This window comes from Halonatronum saccharophilum DSM 13868, assembly GCF_000517025.1.
GTDB classification, from domain to species: Bacteria; Bacillota; Halanaerobiia; order Halobacteroidales; family Halobacteroidaceae; genus Halonatronum; species Halonatronum saccharophilum.
The window spans coordinates 517,550-542,381 of sequence record NZ_KI912095.1 but is presented as its reverse complement, the minus strand read 5'-3'; the positions used below and the strand labels follow the sequence as shown (position 1 = coordinate 542,381).

At 33.2% G+C, this 24,832-nt stretch carries 26 protein-coding genes and 4 tRNA genes; 28 read left to right on the top strand and 2 right to left on the bottom strand.

The features are described 5' to 3' along the window. Window positions 1–69 precede the first annotated feature (69 nt). From HALSAC_RS0109875 to murI, 6 genes are all read left to right on the top strand, one after another. On the top strand, window positions 70–1,509 hold the full coding sequence (locus HALSAC_RS0109875) for a glucose-6-phosphate isomerase (RefSeq protein ID WP_027340132.1): 1,440 nt from the start codon (window positions 70–72) through the stop codon (window positions 1,507–1,509). A 481-nt stretch (window positions 1,510–1,990) separates the two neighbouring features. Continuing rightward, entirely contained in the window at window positions 1,991–2,458 is a 468-nt protein-coding gene (locus tag HALSAC_RS0109870) for a hypothetical protein (RefSeq protein ID WP_027340131.1), read from the top strand. Between the two features lie 54 nt (window positions 2,459–2,512). After that, a complete protein-coding gene (locus HALSAC_RS0109865) occupies window positions 2,513–3,850 on the top strand; it encodes an N-acetylmuramoyl-L-alanine amidase family protein (RefSeq protein ID WP_027340130.1) in 1,338 nt (445 codons plus the stop codon). Window positions 3,851–3,949: 99 nt separating this feature from the next. Continuing rightward, entirely contained in the window at window positions 3,950–6,187 is a 2,238-nt protein-coding gene (locus tag HALSAC_RS15625; protein ID WP_035571593.1) for an N-acetylmuramoyl-L-alanine amidase, read from the top strand. 18 nt (window positions 6,188–6,205) lie between these two features. Next, window positions 6,206–6,694, top strand: coding sequence for a GerMN domain-containing protein (locus HALSAC_RS0109855; RefSeq protein WP_035571734.1), 489 nt, complete (start codon window positions 6,206–6,208; stop codon window positions 6,692–6,694). Between the two features lie 160 nt (window positions 6,695–6,854). Continuing rightward, complete coding sequence (murI, locus tag HALSAC_RS0109850; RefSeq protein WP_027340128.1) at window positions 6,855–7,712, top strand: glutamate racemase; 858 nt, start codon at window positions 6,855–6,857, stop codon at window positions 7,710–7,712. Between the two features lie 131 nt (window positions 7,713–7,843). On the opposite strand, the gene HALSAC_RS0109845 is transcribed toward murI, so the two are convergent. Then, window positions 7,844–8,035, bottom strand: a complete 192-nt coding sequence (locus HALSAC_RS0109845; RefSeq protein ID WP_027340127.1) for a hypothetical protein — start codon at window positions 8,033–8,035, stop codon at window positions 7,844–7,846. A gap of 206 nt (window positions 8,036–8,241) precedes the next feature. On the opposite strand from HALSAC_RS0109845, the gene HALSAC_RS16545 reads away from it, so the two are divergent. Genes HALSAC_RS16545 through HALSAC_RS0109810 form a run of 7 tightly spaced genes read left to right on the top strand, consistent with a single transcriptional unit; the run spans window position 8,242 to window position 12,033 of the window. Further along, complete coding sequence (locus HALSAC_RS16545; RefSeq protein WP_051412167.1) at window positions 8,242–8,706, top strand: prepilin-type N-terminal cleavage/methylation domain-containing protein; 465 nt, start codon at window positions 8,242–8,244, stop codon at window positions 8,704–8,706. Window positions 8,707–8,712: 6 nt separating this feature from the next. Continuing rightward, a complete protein-coding gene (locus tag HALSAC_RS0109835) occupies window positions 8,713–9,084 on the top strand; it encodes a type IV pilus modification PilV family protein (RefSeq protein WP_027340126.1) in 372 nt (123 codons plus the stop codon). Further along, the gene (locus HALSAC_RS0109830; RefSeq protein ID WP_027340125.1) at window positions 9,081–9,566 is read left to right on the top strand and encodes a PilW family protein; all 486 of its coding nucleotides are present in this window, start codon (window positions 9,081–9,083) and stop codon (window positions 9,564–9,566) included. The genes HALSAC_RS0109835 and HALSAC_RS0109830 overlap by 4 nt, the downstream gene beginning before the upstream one ends. After that, complete coding sequence (locus tag HALSAC_RS0109825; protein WP_027340124.1) at window positions 9,556–10,374, top strand: helix-hairpin-helix domain-containing protein; 819 nt, start codon at window positions 9,556–9,558, stop codon at window positions 10,372–10,374. The genes HALSAC_RS0109830 and HALSAC_RS0109825 overlap by 11 nt, the downstream gene beginning before the upstream one ends. Before the next feature lie 51 nt (window positions 10,375–10,425). Then, window positions 10,426–10,944 (top strand): PilN domain-containing protein, encoded by a 519-nt coding sequence (locus HALSAC_RS0109820; RefSeq protein WP_027340123.1) that lies wholly within the window; start codon window positions 10,426–10,428, stop codon window positions 10,942–10,944. Next, entirely contained in the window at window positions 10,944–11,483 is a 540-nt protein-coding gene (locus HALSAC_RS0109815) for a type IV pilus inner membrane component PilO (RefSeq protein WP_027340122.1), read from the top strand. Before HALSAC_RS0109820 ends, HALSAC_RS0109815 begins: the two co-directional genes overlap by 1 nt. Next, a complete protein-coding gene (locus tag HALSAC_RS0109810; RefSeq protein ID WP_027340121.1) occupies window positions 11,473–12,033 on the top strand; it encodes a hypothetical protein in 561 nt (186 codons plus the stop codon). Before HALSAC_RS0109815 ends, HALSAC_RS0109810 begins: the two co-directional genes overlap by 11 nt. Before the next feature lie 76 nt (window positions 12,034–12,109). Here HALSAC_RS0109810 and HALSAC_RS0109805 read toward each other — a convergent pair whose 3' ends face one another. After that, window positions 12,110–13,021, bottom strand: coding sequence for a TraB/GumN family protein (locus HALSAC_RS0109805; protein WP_027340120.1), 912 nt, complete (start codon window positions 13,019–13,021; stop codon window positions 12,110–12,112). A gap of 186 nt (window positions 13,022–13,207) precedes the next feature. Between HALSAC_RS0109805 and aroC the strand changes: the two genes are divergently transcribed. The 15 genes from aroC (at window position 13,208) to HALSAC_RS0109730 (ending at window position 24,823) form a co-directional block, all read left to right on the top strand. Beyond that, window positions 13,208–14,407, top strand: a complete 1,200-nt coding sequence (gene aroC / locus HALSAC_RS0109800) for a chorismate synthase (protein WP_027340119.1) — start codon at window positions 13,208–13,210, stop codon at window positions 14,405–14,407. A gap of 5 nt (window positions 14,408–14,412) precedes the next feature. Further along, complete coding sequence (locus HALSAC_RS0109795; RefSeq protein ID WP_027340118.1) at window positions 14,413–14,913, top strand: shikimate kinase; 501 nt, start codon at window positions 14,413–14,415, stop codon at window positions 14,911–14,913. Window positions 14,914–14,932: 19 nt separating this feature from the next. Next, the gene (aroB, locus tag HALSAC_RS0109790; RefSeq protein WP_027340117.1) at window positions 14,933–16,021 is read left to right on the top strand and encodes a 3-dehydroquinate synthase; all 1,089 of its coding nucleotides are present in this window, start codon (window positions 14,933–14,935) and stop codon (window positions 16,019–16,021) included. 3 nt (window positions 16,022–16,024) lie between these two features. Beyond that, window positions 16,025–16,459: a type II 3-dehydroquinate dehydratase gene (aroQ, locus tag HALSAC_RS0109785; RefSeq protein WP_027340116.1), complete on the top strand. Its 435-nt coding sequence runs from the start codon at window positions 16,025–16,027 to the stop codon at window positions 16,457–16,459. 53 nt (window positions 16,460–16,512) lie between these two features. After that, complete coding sequence (locus HALSAC_RS0109780; protein ID WP_027340115.1) at window positions 16,513–17,580, top strand: M24 family metallopeptidase; 1,068 nt, start codon at window positions 16,513–16,515, stop codon at window positions 17,578–17,580. A gap of 94 nt (window positions 17,581–17,674) precedes the next feature. Further along, the gene (gene efp, locus HALSAC_RS0109775; protein WP_027340114.1) at window positions 17,675–18,235 is read left to right on the top strand and encodes an elongation factor P; all 561 of its coding nucleotides are present in this window, start codon (window positions 17,675–17,677) and stop codon (window positions 18,233–18,235) included. Window positions 18,236–18,603: 368 nt separating this feature from the next. Continuing rightward, complete coding sequence (locus HALSAC_RS0109770) at window positions 18,604–19,785, top strand: quaternary amine ABC transporter ATP-binding protein (protein ID WP_027340113.1); 1,182 nt, start codon at window positions 18,604–18,606, stop codon at window positions 19,783–19,785. Beyond that, window positions 19,786–20,607 (top strand): ABC transporter permease, encoded by an 822-nt coding sequence (locus tag HALSAC_RS0109765; RefSeq protein WP_035571591.1) that lies wholly within the window; start codon window positions 19,786–19,788, stop codon window positions 20,605–20,607. An 84-nt stretch (window positions 20,608–20,691) separates the two neighbouring features. Continuing rightward, window positions 20,692–21,573: a glycine betaine ABC transporter substrate-binding protein gene (locus tag HALSAC_RS0109760; protein WP_035571729.1), complete on the top strand. Its 882-nt coding sequence runs from the start codon at window positions 20,692–20,694 to the stop codon at window positions 21,571–21,573. Window positions 21,574–21,891: 318 nt separating this feature from the next. Further along, window positions 21,892–21,967: transfer RNA gene (locus tag HALSAC_RS0109755), tRNA-Lys, on the top strand. A gap of 100 nt (window positions 21,968–22,067) precedes the next feature. Further along, a tRNA-Glu gene (locus HALSAC_RS0109750) sits at window positions 22,068–22,143 on the top strand. A 441-nt stretch (window positions 22,144–22,584) separates the two neighbouring features. Further along, window positions 22,585–22,659, top strand: a tRNA-Cys gene (locus HALSAC_RS0109745). A 107-nt stretch (window positions 22,660–22,766) separates the two neighbouring features. Then, window positions 22,767–22,854: transfer RNA gene (locus tag HALSAC_RS0109740), tRNA-Leu, on the top strand. A gap of 166 nt (window positions 22,855–23,020) precedes the next feature. Beyond that, complete coding sequence (locus tag HALSAC_RS0109735) at window positions 23,021–23,593, top strand: glycerol-3-phosphate responsive antiterminator (protein ID WP_035571590.1); 573 nt, start codon at window positions 23,021–23,023, stop codon at window positions 23,591–23,593. 435 nt (window positions 23,594–24,028) lie between these two features. After that, a complete protein-coding gene (locus HALSAC_RS0109730) occupies window positions 24,029–24,823 on the top strand; it encodes an MIP/aquaporin family protein (RefSeq protein WP_027340109.1) in 795 nt (264 codons plus the stop codon). Window positions 24,824–24,832 lie beyond the last annotated feature (9 nt).

Below are 24,832 nucleotides of genomic sequence, written 5' to 3'. Positions count from 1 at the left end.
TAGTGGTAATTAGCAGTCGGATAAAAATACATAGATAAGAGGATAATAAAATATGGGAGGAATGAAAAAATGTCAAAACGATATGAAGATGCATCATGGCAAGAATCAATGAGATTGAAGTTGGATTTAAATAATATGTTTGCTCAAACTATAGGTGAAGAGCATGGGTATAGCAAAGAGGATATCGATGCTATGCAAGAGCGAGCTACTAAAGCTCATAAGGCTATTAATGAGGCTAAAGAAGCTGGAGAATTAGGATTTATGGAGTTGCCTGAATCTCATAAAGAGATTGCTAAGGATATCAAAGAGTATGTAGAAGCAAATCGTGATAAGTATGATAACTTTGTTGTCTTAGGTATTGGAGGGTCTGCTTTAGGTAATATTGCTTTACAGACTGCTTTAAATCATCCTTATTATAACATGAATGAAGAAGCAAGAGGAGGATATCCAAGGTTATTTGTTCCTGACAATGTAGACCCAGATAGATTAAAGGGATTACTAGAAACACTAGATCTTAGTAAAACTTTATTTAATGTAATCTCTAAATCAGGTGGAACTGCTGAGACTATGAGCCAATTTTTAACAGCTAGAGCTATGGTTGTAGAAGAGTTGGGCGAAGGAGCAGTTAAGGATCACTTTGTTGCGACTACAAGTGCTAACTCTGGAAATCTAATTAAGATTGCTAAAGAAGAGGAAATGAAGACTTACTACATTCCTGAGAATGTTGGAGGGCGCTTCTCTGTTCTTACTCCAGTTGGATTAATATCTGCTGCATTTACAGGTATAGACATTGAAGAGTTATTAGCAGGTGCTGCTTATATGGACAAGATCTGTGATACAGACAAGTTATGGAAGAATCCAGCTTATTTAAATGCTACTTTACAATACTTGGCTGATCAAGATGGTAAGCCTATGTCTGTTATGATGCCTTATGCTCACTCTCTAAAGGATGTAGCTGATTGGTATCGTCAATTATGGGCTGAATCTTTAGGTAAGAAGGTCAATCGTCAAGGTGAGGTTGTAAATGTTGGCCCAACACCAGTTAAGGCCTTAGGTGCAACTGATCAACACTCTCAAGCTCAACTTTATATGGAAGGACCTTTTGATAAGGTAGTAACCTTCTTAGAGGTTGAAAAATACAATGAAGAGCTAGAGATTGCACCAGGTTATGAAAATATCTCTGGAGTATCTTATTTAGGTGCTCATAGCTTCAACGAGCTATTAACAGTAGAGAAGAAAGCTACTGAGTTAGCTTTAACTAAGAATAATAGATTAAACTGTACAATTACTTTCCCAGAAGTAAATGCCTTTACAATAGGTCAATTCTTATATATGTTTGAGCTGCAGACAGCTTTTGCTGGAGAACTGTACGATATCAACGCCTTTGATCAACCAGGTGTAGAATTAGGTAAGCAATATGCTTATGGAGTTCTAGGTAGAGGAGGATTTGCTGAGATGAAAGAAGAGTTTGATAATCGTCCAGAAAAGAGTGAAGATTTCATTTTGTAATACAATTAGAGATTCAGCTTTATAAAGATCCCCTTTGGGGGTCTTTTTTATTTATGTTTTTGTCTCTATGTATTAGCTTTGATACTTCTGCTGATGGCTGAAAGTTGATAGCTAAACTAGTGGATAAAATTACATAACAAATCACCTTTGTTTTTTAGTTTTTAAAAGATATAATTATAAGAGGAGTACAGATGTAAGATTATATTATACAATTAGAGTTAATAAACATCTAATCTATTACCTTAACCAAAAAAATAAGTTAATAGCTAATTGTAATAATAACTCCTATATAGGTATAGATATGATATGGGGGCAGTTCTTTTTTATTAGTGATGAGTTATCAGTAAAATCAAGAAAATAATACTAAAAAGGTATAACTACTTAATTAAAATCCAGCTAAAAAGCATACTTTAATTTACCTATTACTTTATACTCATTTTACAAAAGAGTAACCCTAAAGTCTTACTCAAGGAGGAGTTTAATGATTAAGTCGTCTATACTTTCTATTTTAAAAGCCTTAAATACTAAGAATAAAATTCCTTTTACTCGATTAGCAGGTAATAAGGAAGGGGTTGTTTGTCGCAGGAAGGGGTGTTCTTGTAAAATTTATTTTAAGGTTCTAACTGGCAAGGAAAACCTTTCAACCTTGCCTAAATATCATCAAAAGATTAAGGAGCTTAATGTCGACTTTAATAAGTATTTATTAATCTATGCTGGTATTAAAGATGACTATGATCGAGGTTGTGAAGTGAAGATAGATAATGTATATAAAGAGGGAGAAGAGGTCTTGGTAAAGGTGAGTAAATTGGTGGCAGCTAAAGAGTTCTGCTTAGAGGTTATTACCCTTCCTTATGATCTAATTAAGTTAGACAAGAGTCATTTACCTATAAAAAGAAAGTTTAGATTTATAGATGATCAAGAAAATATTATTTATACTGAAGAGGTTTGATAGACTAAAATTTTCATCATTATTATACGTTTAATCTTAGAGAGGGGAAAGGTTGTGAAAGTTAAATATACTTTAGTTATACTAGTAGTCATAGCACTTATTATCTCTTCAAATGCTGTGAAGGGCCAAGGACCAACCTTATTATTTAATGGTGACTTAGTAGATTCTGCCATAGAGGTTGTTAATGGCCGGACAATGATTTCGGCACGCTTTGTTTCAGATTACTTTGGTGATGATGTGAAGTGGGATAATGAAGATAAGAGGTTAGAAATTTTAAATGATAATATTAAAATCAACTTAGAGATGAATAATAGAGTTGCTTTGGTCAATGACCAGCCTGTATACTTAGATGTTTCGCCACAGATAATAAAAAATCAAGTAATGCTTCCTTTGAGATTTTTAACCAAAGTATATGGGGGGGATCTCTCTTGGGATAATCAAGCTAAAGCAACTAGTTATAATTTAAATAGGGTTAATGATGTAGAGGTTCAAAGTTCTTCAAGTAGTACAGATGTAGTAATACGGACAGATCGAAGGGCTAAATATGAAGTTGAATTATACCACCAACCAACTAGAGTGGTTATAGATATCTATAATGTAGGACTTAATGATATCAGTAATTTAATTGAAGTAAATGATAGTATTCTAGACGGGGTTAGAATAAGCCAATTTAGCTTTGATCCTGCTAAGGTAAGGATAGTCGCAGATGTAGATAGTATGAGTGGTTATGATATAATCCAAAATGGTTCTAATTTAACTTTAAGAATAGATAGGAATATTGAGGTGGCTACTTCATCTATTATAAGTACAAACTATGAAAGTGATGATATAAAGCTAAATCCATCTAAAAGAACTATAGTAATAGATGCTGGACATGGTGGTAGTGATCCAGGAGCTATAGGAGCAAGTGGCCTTTATGAGAAGGATGTGGCTTACGATATATCTCTTAAAGTTGATCAATTACTAAGGGATGAAGGTTATAATACAATTATGACTAGAGATGGAGATTACTTTGTCCCTTTGACCCAAAGAGCTGAGATTGCGAACCAAAGAGGTGCAGACCTCTTTGTTAGTGTTCATGCAAATGCTCATCCCAATCCAGATGTTGGTGGAACTGAGACCTATGCTCATTGGAATGCAAGTAAGGATAATTGGGCCTTTGCTTGGTATGTTCACAGTGAAGTAGTCAATAGAATCGGATTGAGAGACCATGGTCTTAAAGCTGCCAATTTTGCAGTCTTAAGAAGGACAGAGATACCTGCTATCTTACTAGAGGTAGCCTTCTTGTCTAATGCTAAAGAGGACAGGCTATTAGGAGATCCAGCATTTCAAGAGGAGGTAGCCTATGGGGTTGTAGAAGGTATTAACAAATATTATCAGAATAAAAACTGATAATAAAGAGGAGTTTGTCTAAAAAGCGAGAATGTTAAAGAATATAGAAATTGATTAGCTGGAGGGGCTTAAATACCTTTTATCTAGGAGGCAGTTAAGATGCCAAAAAAATTAATGGTGATTTTATCAATAATTGCAGTATTAATATTTTTTTATGGAGATATTGTTTATGGACAAGAAAAAATTACACTAAAAGTAAATGATCAGATTATAACTGAAGATCTAAGTTATAAGATTATTGATGATAATATATTGATACCTTTAGATATTATTACAGATAATTTAGATTTAAGGGTAAGATTCTTTAGATCTATAGATACATGGCAGCTAGAAAATGATGATAAAGAGATTAAATTGAGAATTGGTGATAGAAATTTACAAGTAAATAATAGTGTGATAGAGATGCCAGCTGCTACAAGATTGGTTAATGGACAAGTTATGGTACCATTAAACCCAATAGGTGATGCATTGGGCTTGCTTATTAGGGCAGATGCAGAGGGTAGGACTCTTCATATTTTAGATAGGACTTCATCTTTAGATAGCATTGGACATTTGAGTAATGAATCTTATGAAGGGATAAAAGTTAAGGTAAGTAAAGAAGTTGATTATAGTGTTAAAACGTTAAAGGATCCTTATCGTTTAGTAATAGATTTAGATGAAACAACAATTTATGAAGAGATTGAGAAAATAGACCTTGAAAGTGATTTAATTAGGGATGTTAGGGTTTCACAATTAAATAGCAGCACTAGTAGGGTGGTTTTGGACCTCTTTTCTAATTTAGATTATAGTGTTGAAGAGACCAAAGAGGAGGATGGTTATGCTTTTATTGTTAAAGTAAGTCCTATAATAAAAGATATTGTTTATAATGAAGAGAGGTTCAATATTTATCCTACAAGTCCGATAAAAGACTTTGAACTAAAGTATTTAACGGATCCTTCTAGAGCTGTAATTGATCTTAAGAATACTGCTATAGAGAAGAGCAGAAGCATAGATATAGATAATAAAGTTATTGAAAGGGCTCGTATAAGTCAGTATGAGACAGATCCTGACAATATTGTCAGAGCAGTCTTAGATTTGAAGGATGATATTAAGGTTAGAGTAGTTAATAACAAAAAATTCTTAACTATAATACCTGTTAAATCATCCCTTGTAGATATAGAGTATGATGACAGTAGAAGAGAGTTAGCTTTTGAATTAACAGAAGAAGTTAAGCCAAGGATAATACCTTTAGAGAAAGGAAGTAGGTTGATCTTTGACTTTCCATTTACTAAGCGTGAGATTAATAAGGATCTAATCTCTTTAAATAATGATTTTATCAACTCAATCCGTATCTCTCAATTTACTGATGATACAACCAGGGTTGTCTTAGATATGGTAAGTTTATCTTCTTATGATTTGAAGTGGGAAGATAACACCTTATTATTTAGACCTGATAATAGATTGGTGGATGCAGAACTAAAAGCTAAGGAAGAAGGGGTAGATTTAAATTTATCCTTATCTGATGAAGTTAGCTATGGGGTTTATAAACTCCCTAATCCTAATAGGTTAATAGTTGATATCTTTGATGCAATTGTACAAGAAGATCAGGTTAGAGGATTTGAGGAAATAGAGGTCGTTAATAGTGCTAGAGTCAGTCAGTATACAAATAATCCTAAGCAGGTAAGAGTTGTTCTAGATTTAATAGATGATGTTGAATTTGAAGTCTTATCTGAAGATTTAACTAAGGATATTCAGGTAAGCTTTGATACAAAATCAAGGTTGGTTGAAAGAAGAAAAAAACAGGATATTTTTGAAGAAAAAGTGATTGTAATAGATCCTGGCCATGGAGGAAGTGACCCTGGTGCAATAGGGTTTACAGGCCTTTTAGAAAAAGAGGTGGCTCTAGATATCTCTTTGATCTTACAAGATCTGTTAGAGGATGCAGGAGCTACAGTCTTTATGACAAGAAAAGGAGATTATTTTGTAGATCTTGAGGATAGAGCTAAACTGACAAATAGTATAGAACCGGACATTTTCATTAGTGTTCATGCTAACTCGCATCCTGAGAGAAGACATAAAGGTACTGAAACATATGTTAAGCGTAATCCAGATAATGAGTCTTTGTTATTAGCAAACTTGATTCAAAGTTATAAGGTTGAAAATTTAGCTACTGTTGATCGAGGGGTCAAACATAATAACCTATATGTTCTTAACCATATTGATGTACCAAGTGTACTAAGCGAGATTGCTTTCTTAAGTAATCCAGAGGATGAAGCACTATTAAGAAGTAGATCCTTTAGAAAAAAGGCTGCTATGTCTCTTTATAAAGGAATTAAAGATTATTTTGAATATAACTAGGGAGGGATTCTTTTGGAGATGAACAAGAAAGTCTATCTTTTGATTATAGCAGTACTTCTTCTAGTTTTAATCGGATTTTATTTTAGAAAGGGCGGCACTGAAGAGGTTAAACTTTTTTTTGGTGATGAAGGAGCCCAGTATTTAGTCCCTGAAACTAGAGAGGTAGATAGGGATGACTTTTATGCTAATATTATTAGAGAATTGATTAAAGGGCCAAGGGATGAATCGCTAGGATTTACAATCCCTCCAGATACTAGATTGATTGATGCAGATAGAAGGGATAATCTAATTGTTTTAGATTTTACTCAAGAGTTAAGAGCTGAACATTGGGGAGGTAGTACAGGAGAGATACTTACTATTTACTCTATTGTAAATACAATGACATCATTAGATGGGGTAGAAGAGGTAAAGATATTAATCTCTGGTAGAGAGGTACAGACCTTAGCAGGACATTTGGAGTTAGAATCACCTTTGGAGTTTAATGATAATTTAGTAGATAAAGAATAAAGCGGGACAGATGTCTCGCTTTATTCTTTGCGGTGGATTAAGTAATAAAGCTACGCTTTATTGCTAAAGATTAGATATTTAGCATAGAATCGCATATAATAAATAATAAGAGTATGTTTTAAAGAGATTGACATATTAAGTTTTGAATAGGATGGTGAAGATGGATAAAAATAGTCCGATAGCCCTCTTTGATTCGGGGGTAGGGGGATTAACAATAGCTAAAGAGATTATAAATGAGTTTCCAAATGAGAAGATAATTTACTTTGGAGATACTGCACACTTACCCTATGGTCCTCGCAATCAAAGTGAGGTAAGGGGTTTTGTGATGGATATTATAGAATACTTTCATAGTTTAAAGGCCAAAATGATAATAATTGCCTGCAATACAGCTACAGCAGCAGGGTTAAGAGAGGTCCAAGAGGTCTTTGATACACCTATTATAGGGCCAATTGAGCCTGGAGTAGGCGAAGGGGTTTTGGCAACCAAGAATAAGAGGATAGGTGTAATTGCTACTGAGGGAACTATAGCAAGTGGAGCTTATCAGAATTCATTAAAAAGGGTTGGCCCTGATTTAGAGGTTTTTGCAAAAGCTTGCCCAGAGTTTATTCCTTTAGTTGAAGAAGGGGAATTGTATACTCTTAAAGCAAAGAAAGTAGCCCAACGATATCTAGTTCCTTTAAGAGAGGAAGGAATTGATACATTAATTTTAGGATGCACTCATTTCCCATATCTTGGAAAAATAATTAGTGAAGTGATGGGAGAAGGGGTAGAATTGATCTATCCAGGTAAGAGTATTGCTTTAAAGGTAAAGAATCTTCTTAAAGAAGAGAATATATTGCAGGAAAATAAGCTTGAAGTTAACAATAAATTTTATGTTAGTGATTTAAATAGAGTATCCCAAAACTTTGTTGAATTAGGTAAGGATTTCTTAGGCTTTAAAGAGTTAGATTTTGAAGAATTAGATTTATGGAGTTATAAAGCCAAAGTTAATAGAGGTGAAACATTGATACAACCTTAATTTGCAAAAGAGCGCCTTAGAATAGTCTTTAAAGACTATTCTAAGGCGCTCTTTTTTATTAACTGATAATTAAAATAGCGAATTTTTTAGCTTAAGGCACATAGAAGCAATGGACTTAAAGTCCATTGCTTCTAAAAGCATCCTAAGGTCTTTTCCATATAAGAGCTATAATTAACCTTTCTAATCTCACACCTTTTCTCTTTGGGATTAAATAAGGAGCATTCGCCCTCTAAACAATTACTATTCTTTAAGGCCTTCTTCATATTCTTTCTTTTATAGTTAAGGTTCTTATAGGCTATAAAGAGTAAAGGACAATTTTTCATATTCTCCTCCTTATTAGTTAATGTATTGTAGTATAGCTATAAATGATTAAGTCTGTTCTTGTAAATAATACGCAAATTAACCTAATAATATTCGAGCTTATTATAAATTAATAATACTAAGATCTAGAAAAATTAGAATGAATAAATATTTATCAAATGGGAATTATACCCTTGTTAGAATATAAAGTTAAAAGCAAGGTGGTTAGATGAAAGCAAACGGAGGCTTTACATTGATTGAAGTTTTGATAGTTATCTCTATTATTTCTATACTATCCTCAATATCAATCCCAAGAGTTGGCAGTTATTTAAATAACCTTAGATTAGAGAAGGTAACAAGTAAATTAGTCAGTGATCTTCTTTGGGCTAGGCAGGAGTCAATATTAAATAGGGATAGCTATGGTATTCTCTTTAAAGAGAATGGATCTGGTTATGTAGTTGTTAAAGGAAAGGATAATCCCCAGTTGTTAAGAGAAATGTTTTTAGAAGAAGTTATACTTAATGAGATTACCTTACCTGAGTCTAATAGGTTAGAGGGGTATACAAGGGAGATATTTTTTAAGGATTTAGGGAGTCTTGATGGGCATAATGGTGGGGTAGGAGTTTATCTAAAAGGCTTTGGTGATAGGAGAGTAGTCTTTTCGTCAAATGCTGGTGAGTTGAATGTGAGGTAGATACTATTGATAAGAGATGAATTAATGGAAGAAGGATTTACTTTAGTAGAAGTTTTGTTAACAATAGCCCTGCTATCTTTAGTCTTTCTTGCAGTATCTAATTTCTTTTTGAATAGTTATTCAGCTTTATTTTATAGCAGGAGGGTGAGCGTAGCAAATAATTTGACCCAGTTAAAGATAGAAGAACTTGGGTTAAGGGAGTATAAGAGTATTAATAGTAAATTAATTAGCAAAGTAGATGGGGAATTAGATTATAGTTATAAGATAATTGTTAGAGAAATTAAAAAAGGAGTTAAGGAAGTTAAGGTTAGAGTTTATTGGAAAGGTGATCTTAAGGCGCAACTGCTAACATTCTATGGAAAGGGGAGTAATTGGTGATCTTAATTAAAGTTGATCTTGAGGATGGATATTCCTTGATTGAATTACTGGTCGTTATATCTATAATATCTTCTATGTTAACTACCATCTTAGTGGCAAATAGTTTTATTGCAAGGGGTTGGAGGCAACATAAAGATATTTCTTTAATACAACAAGATTTAAGGGTTAGTATGGACAAGGTTATAGAATCTCTTAGAGACTCCTTATATGTTGTTTCTTTGGGCCAACACTCGTTGGAAGAAGTAGATGAAAGTAAGGTTTATAAGTCCATTGCTTTTGTAGATAAGAAGGGGAGAACTAGAAAGATATACTATCAATCTAATCTTGGACTAGCTTTAAATGATGATAGTAATCTTATTAGTAATAGATTAAAAGATGTTAGATTTCAATTAGTTGATGGGGAATTATTATTTGTTCATTTAAAGGGGATAGAGAATAAAGAAGAGTTTGAATTAAGGAGTGGGTTAAGAATTGCTAAATAAAATATATAAAAGTTACAAAGAGGAAGATGGTTATATTATCATCTTTTTGCTTATATTAATATCTTCTATCATGATTTTAACCCCCTTAGTAGCTAGGTTAACTATAAATGAGCTTATAATTTCTAGAAACCACAGTAAATCTTTAGAAGAGAGATATTTAAGAGAAGGTGGAGTTAATCTAAGTTTAACTAAAGGGAGAAGTAAACTAAAAGAGATACTAAGCTCTAAATCTTACTTTAGCCAAGACCATCTAAAAGAAGCTGAGGTTGGTGGTAGCGTAGAGTTTAGTTTAGAAGAGGGAGAAAAGCTTAGATTGACTTATGGTATAAGAGATATAATTGATGAAAGTTCTAAACTCAATATTAATAAGGCTCAAAAGCAAGAGTTAATGGAAATTAATGATATAGGCAATTCATTAGCTGAAGGTATAATCTCTAAAAGATTCTTTAAGAATATAGAAGAATTGACTCGTGTTGAGGGAGTTGGGGATATTGATTCCTCTACCTATCAAGGCTTGAAGAGATATCTTACAGTCAGTTCTGATGGGAGAATAAATATAAATACGGCTCCTAAAGAGGTATTGAGGACTTTAAAAGGTATTGGTAGTGCGTTGTCTTATGAAATAGTCAATAATCGCCCCTTTAAAGATATCAAAGAGCTTAAGGATATTCCTAATTTAGGGGAAAAGACTTATAAGGGCATAGAAGATAATATAAAGGTGAATACAAAGGATTTTTCCTTTGTAATAGAGGTTAGTTTAGATGATGAATTAATTGAAGAGAGAAGAGAATTTTTAAGTTTTGATTAAATATTTTTAATAAGAGTTTTGTAATCAAAAAATATAAAACAAGGTGATATTATGATTAATTTAATGCCAAGGGAGTTCTTGTTAGAACAGAGATATAAAAGTTATAAGAAATTTTCTATTTTGATATTAATAAGTGTCATTTTAATAGTTATATCATATTCTAATATTTTAAACAAAAGGCTAGAAGGTTATAAGAGAGGTATACATACTATAGAGAATGAGGTGAATAACTTTCAAAATATAATTGATACGGAAGAGGAGATTTATTTACTAGTTAAGGATATTGATTATAAAATTCAAAAGATAAATAGTTTATCTTCTTCTTTAAACCATTCGTACTTACTTAATGATTTAAATTTTTTAATTCCTAAAGGAATTTGGTTAACCTACTTTAAGATTGATGGTGATAAAGGAGTTGGATTTAGAGGGGAGGGTTTAGGTAATGCTGAGGTTGTAGAGGTTTTAGATAGCTTAGAAGCTTATCAATTTTTTTATGATATGGATATAGATTTTATGAATCAAAAAGAGGGAGAAAGAGTTAAATTTTATCTCAAAGGGAGGTATTATTAATGTTATTTAAGTTTGATAGTAGGGTTATTGTTTTCTCTATAATATTAACTTCTATTTTAGTGCTCTTAGGTTCATATTTTTTCGCTTTTAGACCAACTTTAGCTAAGATAGAACAGTTAAGAGGAGATCTAGAAGGTAAGCAGTTGCAACTAGAGGAAGTCAATAAGAGTGCTTTGGAATTCCAAGAACTGGAAAAAGAGTTGCTTATTTTAAGAGAAGAATTAGAAGAGTTAGATATGACAATGCCAGAGGATATTAAGTTAAGTGCTTTTTTGTCTGATATAGAAGAGTTGGCCCGAAGAAGTGATGTGAAGTTAGAGATATTCTCTCCTAGAGAAGTAACTAAAAAGGAAAATTATAATAAGCAAGCTATTGATTTATTACTTTCAGGAAGTTATCAGAGCATGGTTGTTTTTTTAGAGAAGATAGAGTCTATGAAACGTTTGATTAATATAGAAAGTTTAGGGATTGTAGATAGAGGTAATGGGGATGTTGAATTAGAGGCATATCTATACATATATTCTTTGGATGGGGAGTGAAGATATCATAAACAAAAACTTAAAATTTAATTTAAAAGATCTCCCCCAATGGAAACGATATTTAGCTTTGGTTTTAGCCATATTAGCCACCTTTTTATGGGCCAATCTATTAGTTGGCAATGATGATTTAGATATTGCAAAAGTTGATAATTTAAAGGTAGAAGAGATAACGACAGAAGCAGAGATTGAAGGATTATCTGATAATAAAAATTTTAATCCTTTATCTAAAGAGCATTTAAATGATCCAAGTAGAGAAAGCCCCTTCTTAAGTGAAGATAAGGGAAGAAGTGGAGAGTTTACTTATCAATCCTCTAAAGAAGAGGAGGAGGCTAAAAAATCATTAGATATTGAATTAACCCTGCAAGGGATATTGTCTATGGAGGGCAGGGGAGTTGCCTTAGTGAAAAAAGATGGGAAGAGCTATTTGTTAGAAGAAGGTGAGATCTTTAAATCCTTTGAAGTTAGAATTGAAGGCGAGGATAAGATTACCTTAATTAGCAAAGAGGGTTATGGGTATGAAGTTGGCATAAAAGATGGAGACGAAAAGTGAAAACTTTTAAACTAGGTCTTTATATCTTACTTAGCACTCAGTACCCATTACCTATTATTGCTTTAACAGGATAAAGTTAGAGTTGCTTTGGAGAGTATCCTGTTTTCTTTAGTAGGTTTATGATTCCAGCTTCTCCAATCAAATGACCTGCTCCCACTATTACAAAGTAGTCGTTCTCATCCTCTAGATATTTAAGTATCTTATCAGTCATAGTATAATTTCTTTGATCAAAGACCTTAAAATAAAATTCTTCAAGTTCAGGGTTCTCTATACGATCTTTGAATAACAATTTCTCTAATCCCTTGGTATCTCCTCTTAGCCAATAGTCAAAAAGGATTTCAACTATCTCTTCAGCAAAGATACCATTTTCGATAGTAGATTTTAAAGCCATCTCTTGTAATTTAGGTGAGAAAGAACTTAACATTTCTAATTGAAATTCTGCAGATTCTAATTCTATTATCTCTTTATTGTTAGTAGCTTTAGTGATAAAGTAATTGTCTATTCCATACTCTGCTTTATAGCCTAGGGACTCAAACCTTAACATTTCTAAAGTTACTGATATAAGCCAAGGTCTCATAAAATTTAATTGAAAAGGATCTAGTCCATACTTTTGTCCTTCTTCTAGGACTTGATCATAAAGGTCTTTTGATATATTGCTTCTAAGATTACTTCCATCCATATAAAGACCACGTTGAAGAACGAATTGTTGCATTAGACTCTCATCAATATCTTGAATATTTGCTTCGATAACTAGATAATCAGATCTGTTAAAAGACTCTTCAATTATAGGATCTAAAGGATAAATATCTTTCTTTGCTAAATGGATTGATCCTAAAATATATACTCGGTTATTTTCAGAACTAACTTCCCATAAAAAATTATCACCTTCTTGGGCAGAAATTGTTGACCCTAAGAGAGTTAATAAAGCAAATAAGGTTAAAATAAGAATAAACTCTTTCTTTAGTTTAGTTGATTTACTTATCTTCATATTTAATTCCTCCTATTTAATCTGCTTATGAATACATTATAGAATAGATGGTTAACTTTGTAAAAGAAAAATCAGATTTTTTCATTAAAATCAAATAAATTTGGTATTTAGGAGGAATTGACCTAGACAATCAAGAAGTTTAATCAACAACAATCAAGAGGAGTAGAGTAGAAGGGGGAATAATTAATGCGATATTTAACTGCAGGAGAATCACATGGAAGAGCTATTACAGCGATTTTAGAAGGGGTGCCTGCCAATTTAAAGATTAGTAGAGAGGATATAGATTACGAATTGGCAAGAAGAAAGAAGGGTTACGGTCGTGGAGGCCGGATGAAGATAGAAAGTGAGAAGATAAAGGTCTTATCAGGTATAAGAGGAGGAAGGACAACAGGTAGTCCAATAACTTTACAGATAGAGAATAATGATTGGAAAAACTGGGAAGAGGTTATGGCTCCTTTTGGTAATTGTGGTTATGATAAAGGTGAGATAAGTATAAAGAAAGAGAATAAAATTAAGCATGTAGAGACTAAGGTTAGCAAACCACGTCCAGGCCATGCAGACTTGGCTGGAGCGTTAAAGTATAATCAGGATGATATTAGAAATATATTAGAGAGAGCCAGCGCTAGAGAAACAGCTATGCGAGTAGCTGTAGGTGCAGTAGCAAAAGTTTTATTAAGAAACTTTGATATTGAAGTAGGGGGACATGTAATACAAGTAGGAAAGGTAAGTTTTGATGGGGAGGTTAATCTTAACTTAGAAGAGCTAAAGAAGATAAGTGAAGATTCTCCTTTAAGGTGTGTAGATCAAGATACTACTGAAGAGATGATTGAAGAGATTGATAGATGTAAAGAAGAAGGAAACTCTTTAGGTGGGATCTTTGAGATAAGAACGACTCCTTTGCCTGTAGGTTTAGGAAGTCACGTGCAATGGGATCGTAAGTTAGATGCTAGGTTAACTGCTGCTTTAATGAGTATTCAGGCTATTAAAGGAGTAGAGATCGGTATAGGTTTTGCAGCAGGAAAGCAGTGGGGATCAGAGGTTCATGATCAGATTTTTTATGATAGTGCTTTTTATCGTAAGACAAATCGAGCTGGAGGTATTGAAGGTGGAATGACAAATGGAGAAGGATTAATCCTAAGAGCTGCTATGAAGCCTATTCCTACTTTATATCAGCCATTATCTTCAGTAGATCTAAAAAGCAAGGAGACTTTTAAAGCAAGTGTAGAGAGGTCAGATGTAACTGCAGTTCCTGCAGCAAGTGTAGTAGGTGAAGCGGTAGTAGCCTTTGAGCTGGCCAAAGCCTTTATAGAGAAGTTTGGTGGAGATAGTATAGAAGAGATGGAGAGAAATTATAATAATTATCTCCAAGATATTGAAGGGAGGTAATTAAAGTGAATATTTCTTTGATTGGATTTATGGGGACTGGTAAGACTTCAGTAGCCAAGATTTTAGCAAAGAGATTGGCTTATGACTTGATAGATTTAGATGAAGAGATAGTAAAGAGGGATGGAAGGAGTATCCCAGAGATCTTTGCTCAAGATGGAGAAGGTTATTTTAGGAACTTAGAATCTCAAGTAACAGCTGATTTCTCCAAGAAGGATAGGCAAGTGATATCAACAGGTGGTGGGGTTGTCTTAAGAAGTGAAAATATCGACAATTTAAAGAAAAAGGGAATAGTTGTTCTACTAGAAGCAAGTGCCAAGGAGATTTTAAAAAGAACTAGTAATGATAATAATCGCCCCCTTTTAAATGTTGAAGACCCTTTGGCAAAGATTAAGAGTATGTTAGAGCACAGAAGGAATAAGTATGATTGCACACCTTACAAGATAGATACGAATAAGTTAGAGGTAGAAGAGGTTGTGGAGGAGATAATAAAGATAGTTAAGAATTGATAAAAAAGGGGGGATAACTATGGAAGAGGTTAGAATAAATTTAGGTGAAAGAAGTTATGATATAAAGATAGGTGAGGGAATATTAGATAGAATTGGTGAGTATCTAAAAGACCTTGATTTAGGGCCAAAGGTTTTATTAATAAGTAATGATCTAGTTTATAGCCTTTATGGAGAAAGGGCCAAAAATTCCATTGAAGATGGTGGATTTTCAGTTAAAGTAGCCAAAATTGGTGACGGTGAGAAGTATAAGTCTTTGGATACCGCCAAGGACTTATATGATAAAGCAGTAGACTTTGGTTTAGATAGAAGCTCGACAGTGGTTGCTTTAGGTGGAGGTGTAGTTGGAGATATTGGAGGATTTATTGCAGCTACATATATGCGTGGGATAAACTTTGTTCAGATTCCAACTACTGTACTTTCTCAGGTTGATAGTAGTGTTGGAGGTAAGGTTGCAGTTAATCATCCTCTAGGAAAGAATCTTATCGGCAACTTCTATCAACCAAAGCTTGTAGTAGCCGATATAGAGGTTTTAGAGACCTTAGAAAAAAGAGAGTTAAAGGCTGGTTTAGCTGAGGTGATCAAGTATGGAGTTATTTGGGATGAACAGTTCTTTGATTTTTTAATCGATAATAAGAGTGAGATCTTCAACTTAGATACTAAGGCCTTGATTCATTTAATTAAGAAGTCTTGTCAGATTAAAGCCCAAGTAGTCTCTAAGGATGAACGTGAAGAAGGGTTGAGAGCCATATTAAATTATGGCCATACTATAGGTCATGCCATTGAAGCAGTAAGTAATTATAAGAAGTATGTCCATGGAGAGGGTGTAAGTATTGGTATGGTAGGTGCAGCGAAGATAGCTTTTAGAGAGGGACTTCTAAGTGAAGAGGATCTAATAAAGCAAGAGAATATATTAAAGAGTTATGGCTTACCTACTTCTTATGATGATTTAAAAGTTGAAGCTATTATAAGAGCTTTAAAGAAGGATAAAAAGGTAAAATCTGGAGAACTACGATTTATATTAGCAAAGAAGGTAGGTGAGGTAGTAATAACCTCTGATGTAAATACTAATAATATTAAAGAGGTAGTAAATGAGTTGGGGAGGGAATAAAAGATGATCTTGGTAATTCACGGGCCAAATCTCAATCTATTAGGGGTCAGAGAAGTTGAATTTTATGGTAAGAGGAGCTTAGATCGTATAAATGATACTTTAATCTCTAAGGCAAGAAGTGTGGGTGTCAATATGGATATTATTCAATCCAACCATGAGGGCGAGATAATTGATAATATACATAGGGTTTTTAATGAGGATATTGAAGGTATTATTATCAATCCAGGAGCCTTTACCCATTATAGTATAGCTATTAGAGACGCTTTAGCAGCTATAGATATTCCAATAATTGAGGTTCATTTAAGTAATATCTATAAGCGAGAGAAGTTTAGGCACAAGTCGGTAATCTCCCCTGTTGTCCAAGGTCAGATTGCAGGCTTTGGCCCAGATAGCTATCTTTTAGCTTTGGAAGCACTACTTAGAAGAATTAGGGTTTAGCCAATAGCTACTAGCTAGTAGCTATTGGCTAAATTACAGAAAGGAGTTAATTTATGAAAGAGAGAATTGAACAATTACAAGATGTACTAAAAGAAGAGAAGTTAGATGGAATACTAATACATAACCCTGAGAATAGAAGGTATTTAACTGGATTTATCGGTACAGCAGGATCTTTGCTTGTAACTAAGGGTAAAGCTATTTTAGTAACTGACTTTAGATATACAAATCAAGCTAAATATCAAGCACCCCATTGTGAGGTAATAGAGTTTAAGGACTCTAATTTAAAGGTGATTAATGATTTAATTAAAAGAGAGTCTTTAGAAATTTTAGGTTTTGAAGGTGAGTTTGAGAATTATAATACATACTTAAAATATAAAGAAAAGTTGAATATAGAGCTTAAATCTACTAAAAACTTAGTAAAGAAGTTGAGGTTGGTTAAAGGTAATGAGGAGATAGATAAGTTAAAGAAAGCAATTAAGGTTACTGATGAGGCCTTTACTAATATTTTAGATCATATTGAAGTAGGAGGAGTAGAGAGAGAGGTTGCTTTAGAGTTAGAGTTTTTTATGAAGAAGAATGGAGCAACTGACAACGCTTTTGACTTCATAGTAGCCTCTGGTGAAAGATCAGCTTTACCCCATGGCGTAGCCAGTGATAAGAAGATAAAAAAGGGTGAATTTTTAACAATGGATTTTGGTTGTGTCTTTGACGGCTATAACTCAGATATGACTAGAACGGTAGTTGTTGGAGAGCAGCCAACAGAAAAACAAAAAGAGGTCTATTATGCAGTTTTAAAGGCCCAAGAGGAAGCTATTAAAGGCATTAAAGCTGGAATGAAGGGATCTGAAGTTGATAAGATAGCTAGGCATATTATCAAAGAAGCCGGTTATGGAGATTATTTTGGTCATGGTTTAGGTCATGGAGTAGGTTTAGATATTCATGAAGGGCCAAGGTTATCACCCAAAGGAGATGTTGTCCTAGAAGAAGGTATGGTAGTTACTGTTGAACCAGGAATCTACATACCTGAGTTTGGAGGAGTTAGAATCGAAGATATAGTAGTTGTAAAAGAAGGTGGGTGTGAGATTCTAACTCAATCACCTAAGGAGTTAATTGTAGTATAGGGTTAATTGACAACAAAGAAGTATAAATATAAAATAAGAAATAGGTCTTGATTTTAATTTTACACTGAACTATTACCAAGAAGGGGATGAGAAGATGATTTCAACTAAGGACTTTAAGACAGGAATGACTATTGAACTGGATGGAGAGTTATATAGCATTGTAGGTTATGATCATGTTAAACCAGGTAAGGGTGGGGCTTTTTTACAGACAGAACTCAAAAATATTAAGACTGGTCAGACTATAAATAAACGATTTAGATCTGGTGAGAAGGTTGCCAAGGCTTTTGTAGAGACTAGGGAGTACCAATTCCTTTACCAAAGTGGTGATGACTATGTATTTATGGATAAAAATACATATGAGCAGTTAACCTTAAGCAGTGAACAGATGGGAGAGTCAGTAAACTATCTTAAAGAAAATGCTGACATACAGGTACAAATGTATGAAAATAACCCAATTGGGGTAGAGATAGAAGATACTGTGGAATTAGAGGTAGTTCAGTCACCTCCTGCTGTAAAGGGGAATACAGTTAGTGGTGGTTCAAAGAAGGTTACTTTAGAGACTGGATTTGAAGTTAAAGTTCCATTGTTTGTTGACAAAGGAGATGTTTTAAAAGTTGATACTAGAAGTGGAGAATATATAGAGAGAGTTAATTAAATAATGACAATTTTATAAAGGTACACTGAAAATGAAGCCGATGACTTTAGTCGTTGGCTTTTTTTATTGATCTAATTATTTTAGAGAAGAAGACCTTTTGGGGAATTTGTAAAATAATTAACTAATCTATTATTGCAATTCACCCTAAATTAAGTACAAAGGTTTAGATTTGACAAAATATAATTAGTATTATATGATCTATATTGGATGCTATTTTTCCGTTAATAATTTTGATTAACATTTATATAAAGGTCTTTAAATCTTTGAGGTGATTTATTATCTCAAAGATTTTTTATTAGGGATAATGTTTTTGTTAGAGGCTTTAAATTATAAGAATTTAGTTTAACTAGAAAATAGGAGGATGATTAATGAAGAAGCTAGAGTTAAAAAATCTTTATAAGGTATTCGGTGATGATGCAGATAAAGGAGTTCGACTGCTTAAAGAGGGATATTCTAAAAGAGAAGTATTAGAGAAGACGGGTTTAACGGTAGGAGTTAATGATGTAAGTTTTGATATTAAAGAAAAAGAGATATTTGTGATTATGGGGCTTTCAGGAAGTGGTAAATCTACTTTGTTAAGATGTTTAAATAGGTTAGTAGAGCCGACAGCCGGCGAAGTTAAAATAGATGGTAAAGATTTAACTAATTTAGATAAAGAGAGTTTGCGCCAAATAAGAAGAGAAAAATTTGGAATGGTATTTCAGAACTTTGGTCTCTTACCAAATAGGACTATTTTAGAGAATGCGGAGTTTGGGTTAGAAATTCAAAATATTCCAGAGAGTGAAAGGGAGAGAAGGTCTAAAAAGGCCTTAAATCAAGTTGGACTAGAAGGTTGGGAAGATCAATACCCTGATCAGCTAAGTGGTGGTATGCAACAACGTGTAGGCTTAGCCAGGGCTTTGGCTGTTGAACCAGAGGTTTTATTAATGGATGAACCTTTTAGTGCTTTAGACCCTTTGATTAAAAAGGATATGCAAGATCAGTTATTAGAATTATATGAAGAATTGGATAAGACTATAGTCTTTATTACTCATGATTTAGATGAGGCTCTAAAGTTAGGTGATAGAATTGCAATTATGAAGGATGGAGAGGTAGTTCAACTGGGAACACCAGAAGAAATTTTAACTAATGCCCAAAATGATTATGTAAAAGAATTTGTCAAAGATGTTAACCGTTCTAGAATTTTAGTTGCAGATGATATAATGGTCAAGCCTTTAGCATTGCTTTATAGTAATGATGGTCCTAGAACTGCTATGCATAAGATGAAGGAGAATGAGATATCTAGTATCTTTGTTGTAGGAGAGAAACGTAAGCTTAAAGGAATTGTAAGGGTTGAAGATGCTTTAGAAGCTGTCAATAATGGTCAAAATAATTTGGAGGGTTTAATAAAAGAAATACCAGTAGCTAGACCAGAAAAAAGTATTGATAAGTTGTTTTCTAATATTGCCGGTTCAGATATACCGTTACCAGTAGTTGATGATAATAATAAATTATTAGGGATAATAGTTAAAAGTACAGTATTAGCTAATTTAGCGGAAGGAGGAATGTAGATGAATTTATCGATTGGTTTAGTAGTTGAGAGCTTTATTGATTTTTTACTTATCAACTTTGGCCCATTATTTGCCTTAATTGCTCAAATAGTAGGAGGATTTATGGGTGGTGTTGAATCATTGATTTTATCTCTGCCACCTATAGTTTTAATCATAGTTTTTGCTTTAGTTGCTTATTTATTAGCCGATAAGAAGGTTGCACTTTTCACTATAATTGGATTTTTATTAATATTTAGTATGGGATTATGGATTGTTACTATGCAGACCTTTGTAATGGTCTTAGTTTCTGCCAGCATTGCCTTGTTTTTAGGGATACCGATTGGGATAATAATGAGTGGTAATAAGTTCTTAGATGATTTTCTTACTCCTGCATTAGACTTTATGCAGACAATGCCACCTTTTGTTTATCTGATTCCAGCAGTTATGTTTTTTGGGATCGGTAATGTTCCTGGAGTAATGGCAACAGTTGTATTTTCTATGCCCCCAGCTATTAGGTTAACTAAATTAGGTTTAAAACAAGTGCCAGATGAACTAGAAGAAGTAGGGACTTCATTTGGATCAACTCCATTACAGATGCTTGTTAAGATTAAGTTGCCGTTGGCTTTGCCCTCTATTATGGCTGGGATTAATCAAAGTATTATGTTATCTTTATCTATGGTAGTAATTGCTTCTATGATCGGTGCTAATGGTTTGGGAGAAGCGGTATTAACTGGAATTCAAAGAATGCAGATTGGTATTGGCTTTGAAGCAGGGTTGGCAGTAGTTATCTTAGCTATTGTTTTAGATAGAATTACTAGTGGTATTGGTCAAAGCAAAGCATAATTTTAGTTTGTTATAAGTTAATCAATTAATAATAAATAAATTAAAGGAGGATTTATTATTTTTACGAATAGTAATAGGTTTATGATGGTAGGTTTAGCTTTATTGTTACTAGTTACAATTACAGGTTGTGATTTATTAAGCTCTCCTCAACAAGCAAATAATCAAGGTGAGAATAAAGGAGAAGTTAAGTTAGGATATGTACAATGGGCTTCAGCAGAAGCTTCTATTCATATTGTTCAAGAAGTTATAGAGAGAATGGGCTATGATGTTCAAGTTTCATCATTAGAGACAGGTGCTAAGTATCAAAGTACAGCTCAGGGCCAACTAGATGCCTTTGTTTCATCTTGGTTACCTGATACAGATAAGTTTTACTGGGAGCAGTTTGAAGATCGATTAGTAGAGTTAAATGACAATTATGAGTCGGCTGAAATTGGACTTGTAGTTCCTAGTTATGTTGATATTGATAGCATAAAGGAGATGAAGGATTATGAAGATAAATTTGATGGTAGGATAGTTGGAATTGATCCAGGTGCTGCACAAATGATCTTAATAGAAGAGGATGTTATGCCAAACTATGATTTAGAAGATTGGGGTTTACAAGCTAGTAGTGGACCAGCTATGACTGCAGAGTTGGCCAGAGCTATTGACAATGAAGAGTGGATTGCTGTTACAGGATGGAAACCCCATTGGAAGTGGTCTAAGTGGGACCTTAAGTTCTTAGAGGATCCAGATCTAACTATGGGTACAGGTGAATATATTAAGAGTATGGGAAGACCAGATATTCGAGAAGACCTACCTGAAGTTGCTGGATTTTTAGAGAACTATCAAGTAACAACTGAAGAGTTAGGGTCAGTAATGTTGATGATACAAGATGGTATGGATCCAGAAGAAGCAGCTAAGGAATTTGTAGATAATAATTTAGACCTTGTTAGAAATTGGTTACCTGAAGGAATAGACATAGATTAATTAAATAATAATTCCTTACTATGGTTTTAAGCATAGTAGGGAATATAAATTCTCTGTAATAACACCTTTTTCATTGATGTTTTAAGATTATTTGATAAAATCATTGACAAACTTGTTTTAATATATTATTATATAAAAGGTGCTGAGGGATAATATTATTTTTTTTGACTTTTAATAAAAAATAATATAGAATTAATAATTGTTGAAGAAATTTGAAAAATAAACTTAGCTTAAAGAACAGTTGATAATTGAAAATTATACTTAAAAAGATTTTAAGGATTTAATCTTTGATTCTATATTGTAAACTAATAAAAATGAGGGCCATTAGCTCAGTCGGTAGAGCACCTGACTTTTAATCAGGGTGTCGGAGGTTCGAATCCTCCATGGCTCACCATTTAAAACAGTTGATAATTGATAGTTGACAATTGACAGTTAAAAGATTTTAAGAATTTAAGGTCTTAACTATCCACTATAAACTTTCAACTAAATACTAGGCCCCCATCGTCTAGTGGCCTAGGATACTGGGTTTTCATCTCAGCGGCAGGGGTTCGAATCCCCTTGGGGGTACCATATAGTTTCGTTAGAGTTAAAGAGTGGCATTAAATTATTGTGTTACTAAGAAAGTATGGAATTACGACACCACGAGATGTTTTTGCTGTTTAAAACATTGAGGGGTACCATATAGTTTCGAAATGATTAAAACATTAACATTGATGATTATCTTTCAAAAAAATTTATAGTTTCTACACCATAAAGGGATTTTGAATTTTAAATCCTTGAAAGGGTACCATATAGTTTCGTTAGAGTTAAAGAGTGGCATTGAATTATTGTGCTACTAAGAAAGTATGGAATTACGACACCACGAGATGTTTTTGCTTTTTAAAACATTGAGGGGTATCATATTGAGGGGTATCATATAAAAAATAATTAAGAATTAACAATTAAGAAGGAAAAGTTAAAGAGTTCAAATAATTTTTAATTCTAAACTCTTAATTAATAGTTATATTTTGTGGCGGCATAGCCAAGTGGTAAGGCCGAGGACTGCAAATCCTTTATTCCCCAGTTCAAATCTGGGTGCCGCCTCCAAATAAAGCAGTTGACAATTGAAAATTGATAATTGACAGTTAAAAGATTTTAAGAAATTAAGATTTTAACTATCAATTTTAATCTATCAATTATCAATTGGTAGGTAAGCCGAGGTGGCGGAATTGGCAGACGCATCGGACTTAAAATCCGGTGGGCTTTTGGCCCGTGTCGGTTCGAACCCGACCTTCGGTACCATTCTATTATACTGATAAAATCAGTATTTTTTTATTTTTTGTTAATAATAATTAATATGATAAATAAAGTTAGCGTAATTAGTTAACCTTTTAATAATTATAAAGGCTTTTTAGAAATTTTCTTGAAATGATTATATATAACATAGGTAGTCTATAGGAGGGGGATTATGTATTTAGAGTACGTGTTAAATAAGAAACCGATAATTGCTGCAATTAAAGATTTAAATGATTTAGAAAGAGTACCAATTGATAAGATAAATGTTTTATTTGTTTTAAGAGGGGAGATATCAAATTTAGCTGAGTTAGTAAATAAGGCTATAGAATTAGATACTCTAGTTTTTTTACATGTTGATATGATTAAGGGGATAGGTAATGATAAGGAAGCTATAAAATATTTGGCCCATGAGATAGGTGTTGATGGCATAGTAACTACTAAGAGTTATTTGATTAATTGTGCTAAAAAGGAAGGTTTAATAACAATACAACGATTATTTTTATTAGATTCTGAATCACTTAGAACTGGTATTAATATAGTAAATTCAACTAAACCTGACCTAGTAGAAGTATTGCCAGGATTAGTTATCCCTGAATTAATAGATGATTTAAAAGAAAAGTTAGATATTCCAATTATTGCAGGTGGATTAATTAAAGAATTCACTCAACTAAAAAAATTACTTAAAGAAGATATTATAGCTATATCTACAAGTCAGAAGGAGTTATGGGATTGTGATTTTGATTAAGAGTTGAATGGGACTTTGTGAAATTAATATTTATTTTGTAAAGGTGGAATCTTTCTGCTATAATAATAATAATATATGAATATAGTAAAATTAAATTAGGGTAGAGAAGAAGAGAACCCCTAATTAATTTTCTTAGGATAACTATGCCCTTTGGGGATACTATGTCTAAGAGGGTTAATTAGGGGTTTATCTATACCAAAATTAGAAAAAAGTTGTATAAATTTAAATTTTTGGCACTTGATTTAATCTCTTTAACAAACTTTAAATATTATAACAACAAGCTTAACAAGTTTAATAAGATTATAATTATATATAGAGCTTAATAACCCTTATAAGATATAGTAGTTTAGATACGTTACAATGAAGTGGGGTGGTATGTAATAAAAGTTCAAACGTGTTTGTGTTATATCAAAAAATAATAAGGGAGGCTTTTTGATGGAAAATAATAGTTTGTTTGGAGAATGCATAGCAGAGGTTATTGGTACTGCTATATTATTATTCTTTGGTGCTGGAGTAGTAGCTAATTTAGTTTTAGTTGAAGCTAATATTGGCTGGTGGGAGTTATGTTTGCTATGGGGATTGGGTGTTTCAATTGCTATCTATGTTACTGGAGGCGTATCAGGAGCGCATATTAATCCAGCAGTAACAGTTGCTTTGGCCAGTGTAGGAGACTTTCCTTGGAAGAAGGTAATGCCTTATGTCACTTCTCAAGTTACTGGTGCTTTCTTAGGTGCTGCAGGTGCTTATTTTATCTACTCTGAGCAGTTTACAGAAAAAACTGCAGCTAATATGACTATATTTCATACACTTGCAATGGATAATATATCTAATCCAAAGGCGATGATGATTGAATTAATTTTAACTGCTATACTCATAATAGGTGTTATGGCTATGACTGAACCTTTAAATAGTGTGGCTCCTAAAGGGATAGGTGCTGCCCTAGCAATAGGTTTATTAGTAGCAGGGATTGGCGGTATTGGAGGAACTTTAACAGGTTTTGCTATTAACCCAGCAAGAGACTTTGGACCTAAGTTATTTACTGCTGTAGCAGGTTGGGGCTCAACGCCTTTTGTGGCTCAGAATTATTATTTCTGGGTACCGATTGTTGGCCCGTTATTGGGGGGAGTATTGGGTGGATTTGTCTATAAAAAACTGATACGTGCTTATCTACCAGAGGTTTTAAGGTTAGATCAAGAGATATGTGAAGAAGTACAGAGTATAGAAAACTAATAATAGAGG

What these genes read in the sequence shown, in the direction of transcription:
- aroQ (WP_027340116.1), top strand. Translation starts at nt 16,025, where the DNA reads ATGATCTTGGTAATTCACGGGCCAAATCTCAATCTATTAGGGGTCAGA.
- HALSAC_RS0109810 (WP_027340121.1), top strand. Translation starts at nt 11,473, where the DNA reads ATGGGGAGTGAAGATATCATAAACAAAAACTTAAAATTTAATTTAAAA.
- aroB (WP_027340117.1), top strand. Translation starts at nt 14,933, where the DNA reads ATGGAAGAGGTTAGAATAAATTTAGGTGAAAGAAGTTATGATATAAAG.
- HALSAC_RS0109855 (WP_035571734.1), top strand. Translation starts at nt 6,206, where the DNA reads ATGAACAAGAAAGTCTATCTTTTGATTATAGCAGTACTTCTTCTAGTT.
- HALSAC_RS0109760 (WP_035571729.1), top strand. Translation starts at nt 20,692, where the DNA reads ATGGTAGGTTTAGCTTTATTGTTACTAGTTACAATTACAGGTTGTGAT.
- murI (WP_027340128.1), top strand. Translation starts at nt 6,855, where the DNA reads ATGGATAAAAATAGTCCGATAGCCCTCTTTGATTCGGGGGTAGGGGGA.
- HALSAC_RS15625 (WP_035571593.1), top strand. Translation starts at nt 3,950, where the DNA reads ATGCCAAAAAAATTAATGGTGATTTTATCAATAATTGCAGTATTAATA.
- HALSAC_RS0109815 (WP_027340122.1), top strand. Translation starts at nt 10,944, where the DNA reads ATGTTATTTAAGTTTGATAGTAGGGTTATTGTTTTCTCTATAATATTA.
- HALSAC_RS0109730 (WP_027340109.1), top strand. Translation starts at nt 24,029, where the DNA reads ATGGAAAATAATAGTTTGTTTGGAGAATGCATAGCAGAGGTTATTGGT.
- aroC (WP_027340119.1), top strand. Translation starts at nt 13,208, where the DNA reads ATGCGATATTTAACTGCAGGAGAATCACATGGAAGAGCTATTACAGCG.
- HALSAC_RS0109770 (WP_027340113.1), top strand. Translation starts at nt 18,604, where the DNA reads ATGAAGAAGCTAGAGTTAAAAAATCTTTATAAGGTATTCGGTGATGAT.
- HALSAC_RS0109780 (WP_027340115.1), top strand. Translation starts at nt 16,513, where the DNA reads ATGAAAGAGAGAATTGAACAATTACAAGATGTACTAAAAGAAGAGAAG.
- HALSAC_RS0109845 (WP_027340127.1), bottom strand. Translation starts at nt 8,035, where the DNA reads ATGAAAAATTGTCCTTTACTCTTTATAGCCTATAAGAACCTTAACTAT.
- HALSAC_RS0109820 (WP_027340123.1), top strand. Translation starts at nt 10,426, where the DNA reads ATGATTAATTTAATGCCAAGGGAGTTCTTGTTAGAACAGAGATATAAA.
- HALSAC_RS16545 (WP_051412167.1), top strand. Translation starts at nt 8,242, where the DNA reads ATGAAAGCAAACGGAGGCTTTACATTGATTGAAGTTTTGATAGTTATC.
- HALSAC_RS0109735 (WP_035571590.1), top strand. Translation starts at nt 23,021, where the DNA reads ATGTATTTAGAGTACGTGTTAAATAAGAAACCGATAATTGCTGCAATT.
- HALSAC_RS0109870 (WP_027340131.1), top strand. Translation starts at nt 1,991, where the DNA reads ATGATTAAGTCGTCTATACTTTCTATTTTAAAAGCCTTAAATACTAAG.
- HALSAC_RS0109875 (WP_027340132.1), top strand. Translation starts at nt 70, where the DNA reads ATGTCAAAACGATATGAAGATGCATCATGGCAAGAATCAATGAGATTG.
- HALSAC_RS0109805 (WP_027340120.1), bottom strand. Translation starts at nt 13,021, where the DNA reads ATGAAGATAAGTAAATCAACTAAACTAAAGAAAGAGTTTATTCTTATT.
- efp (WP_027340114.1), top strand. Translation starts at nt 17,675, where the DNA reads ATGATTTCAACTAAGGACTTTAAGACAGGAATGACTATTGAACTGGAT.
- HALSAC_RS0109765 (WP_035571591.1), top strand. Translation starts at nt 19,786, where the DNA reads ATGAATTTATCGATTGGTTTAGTAGTTGAGAGCTTTATTGATTTTTTA.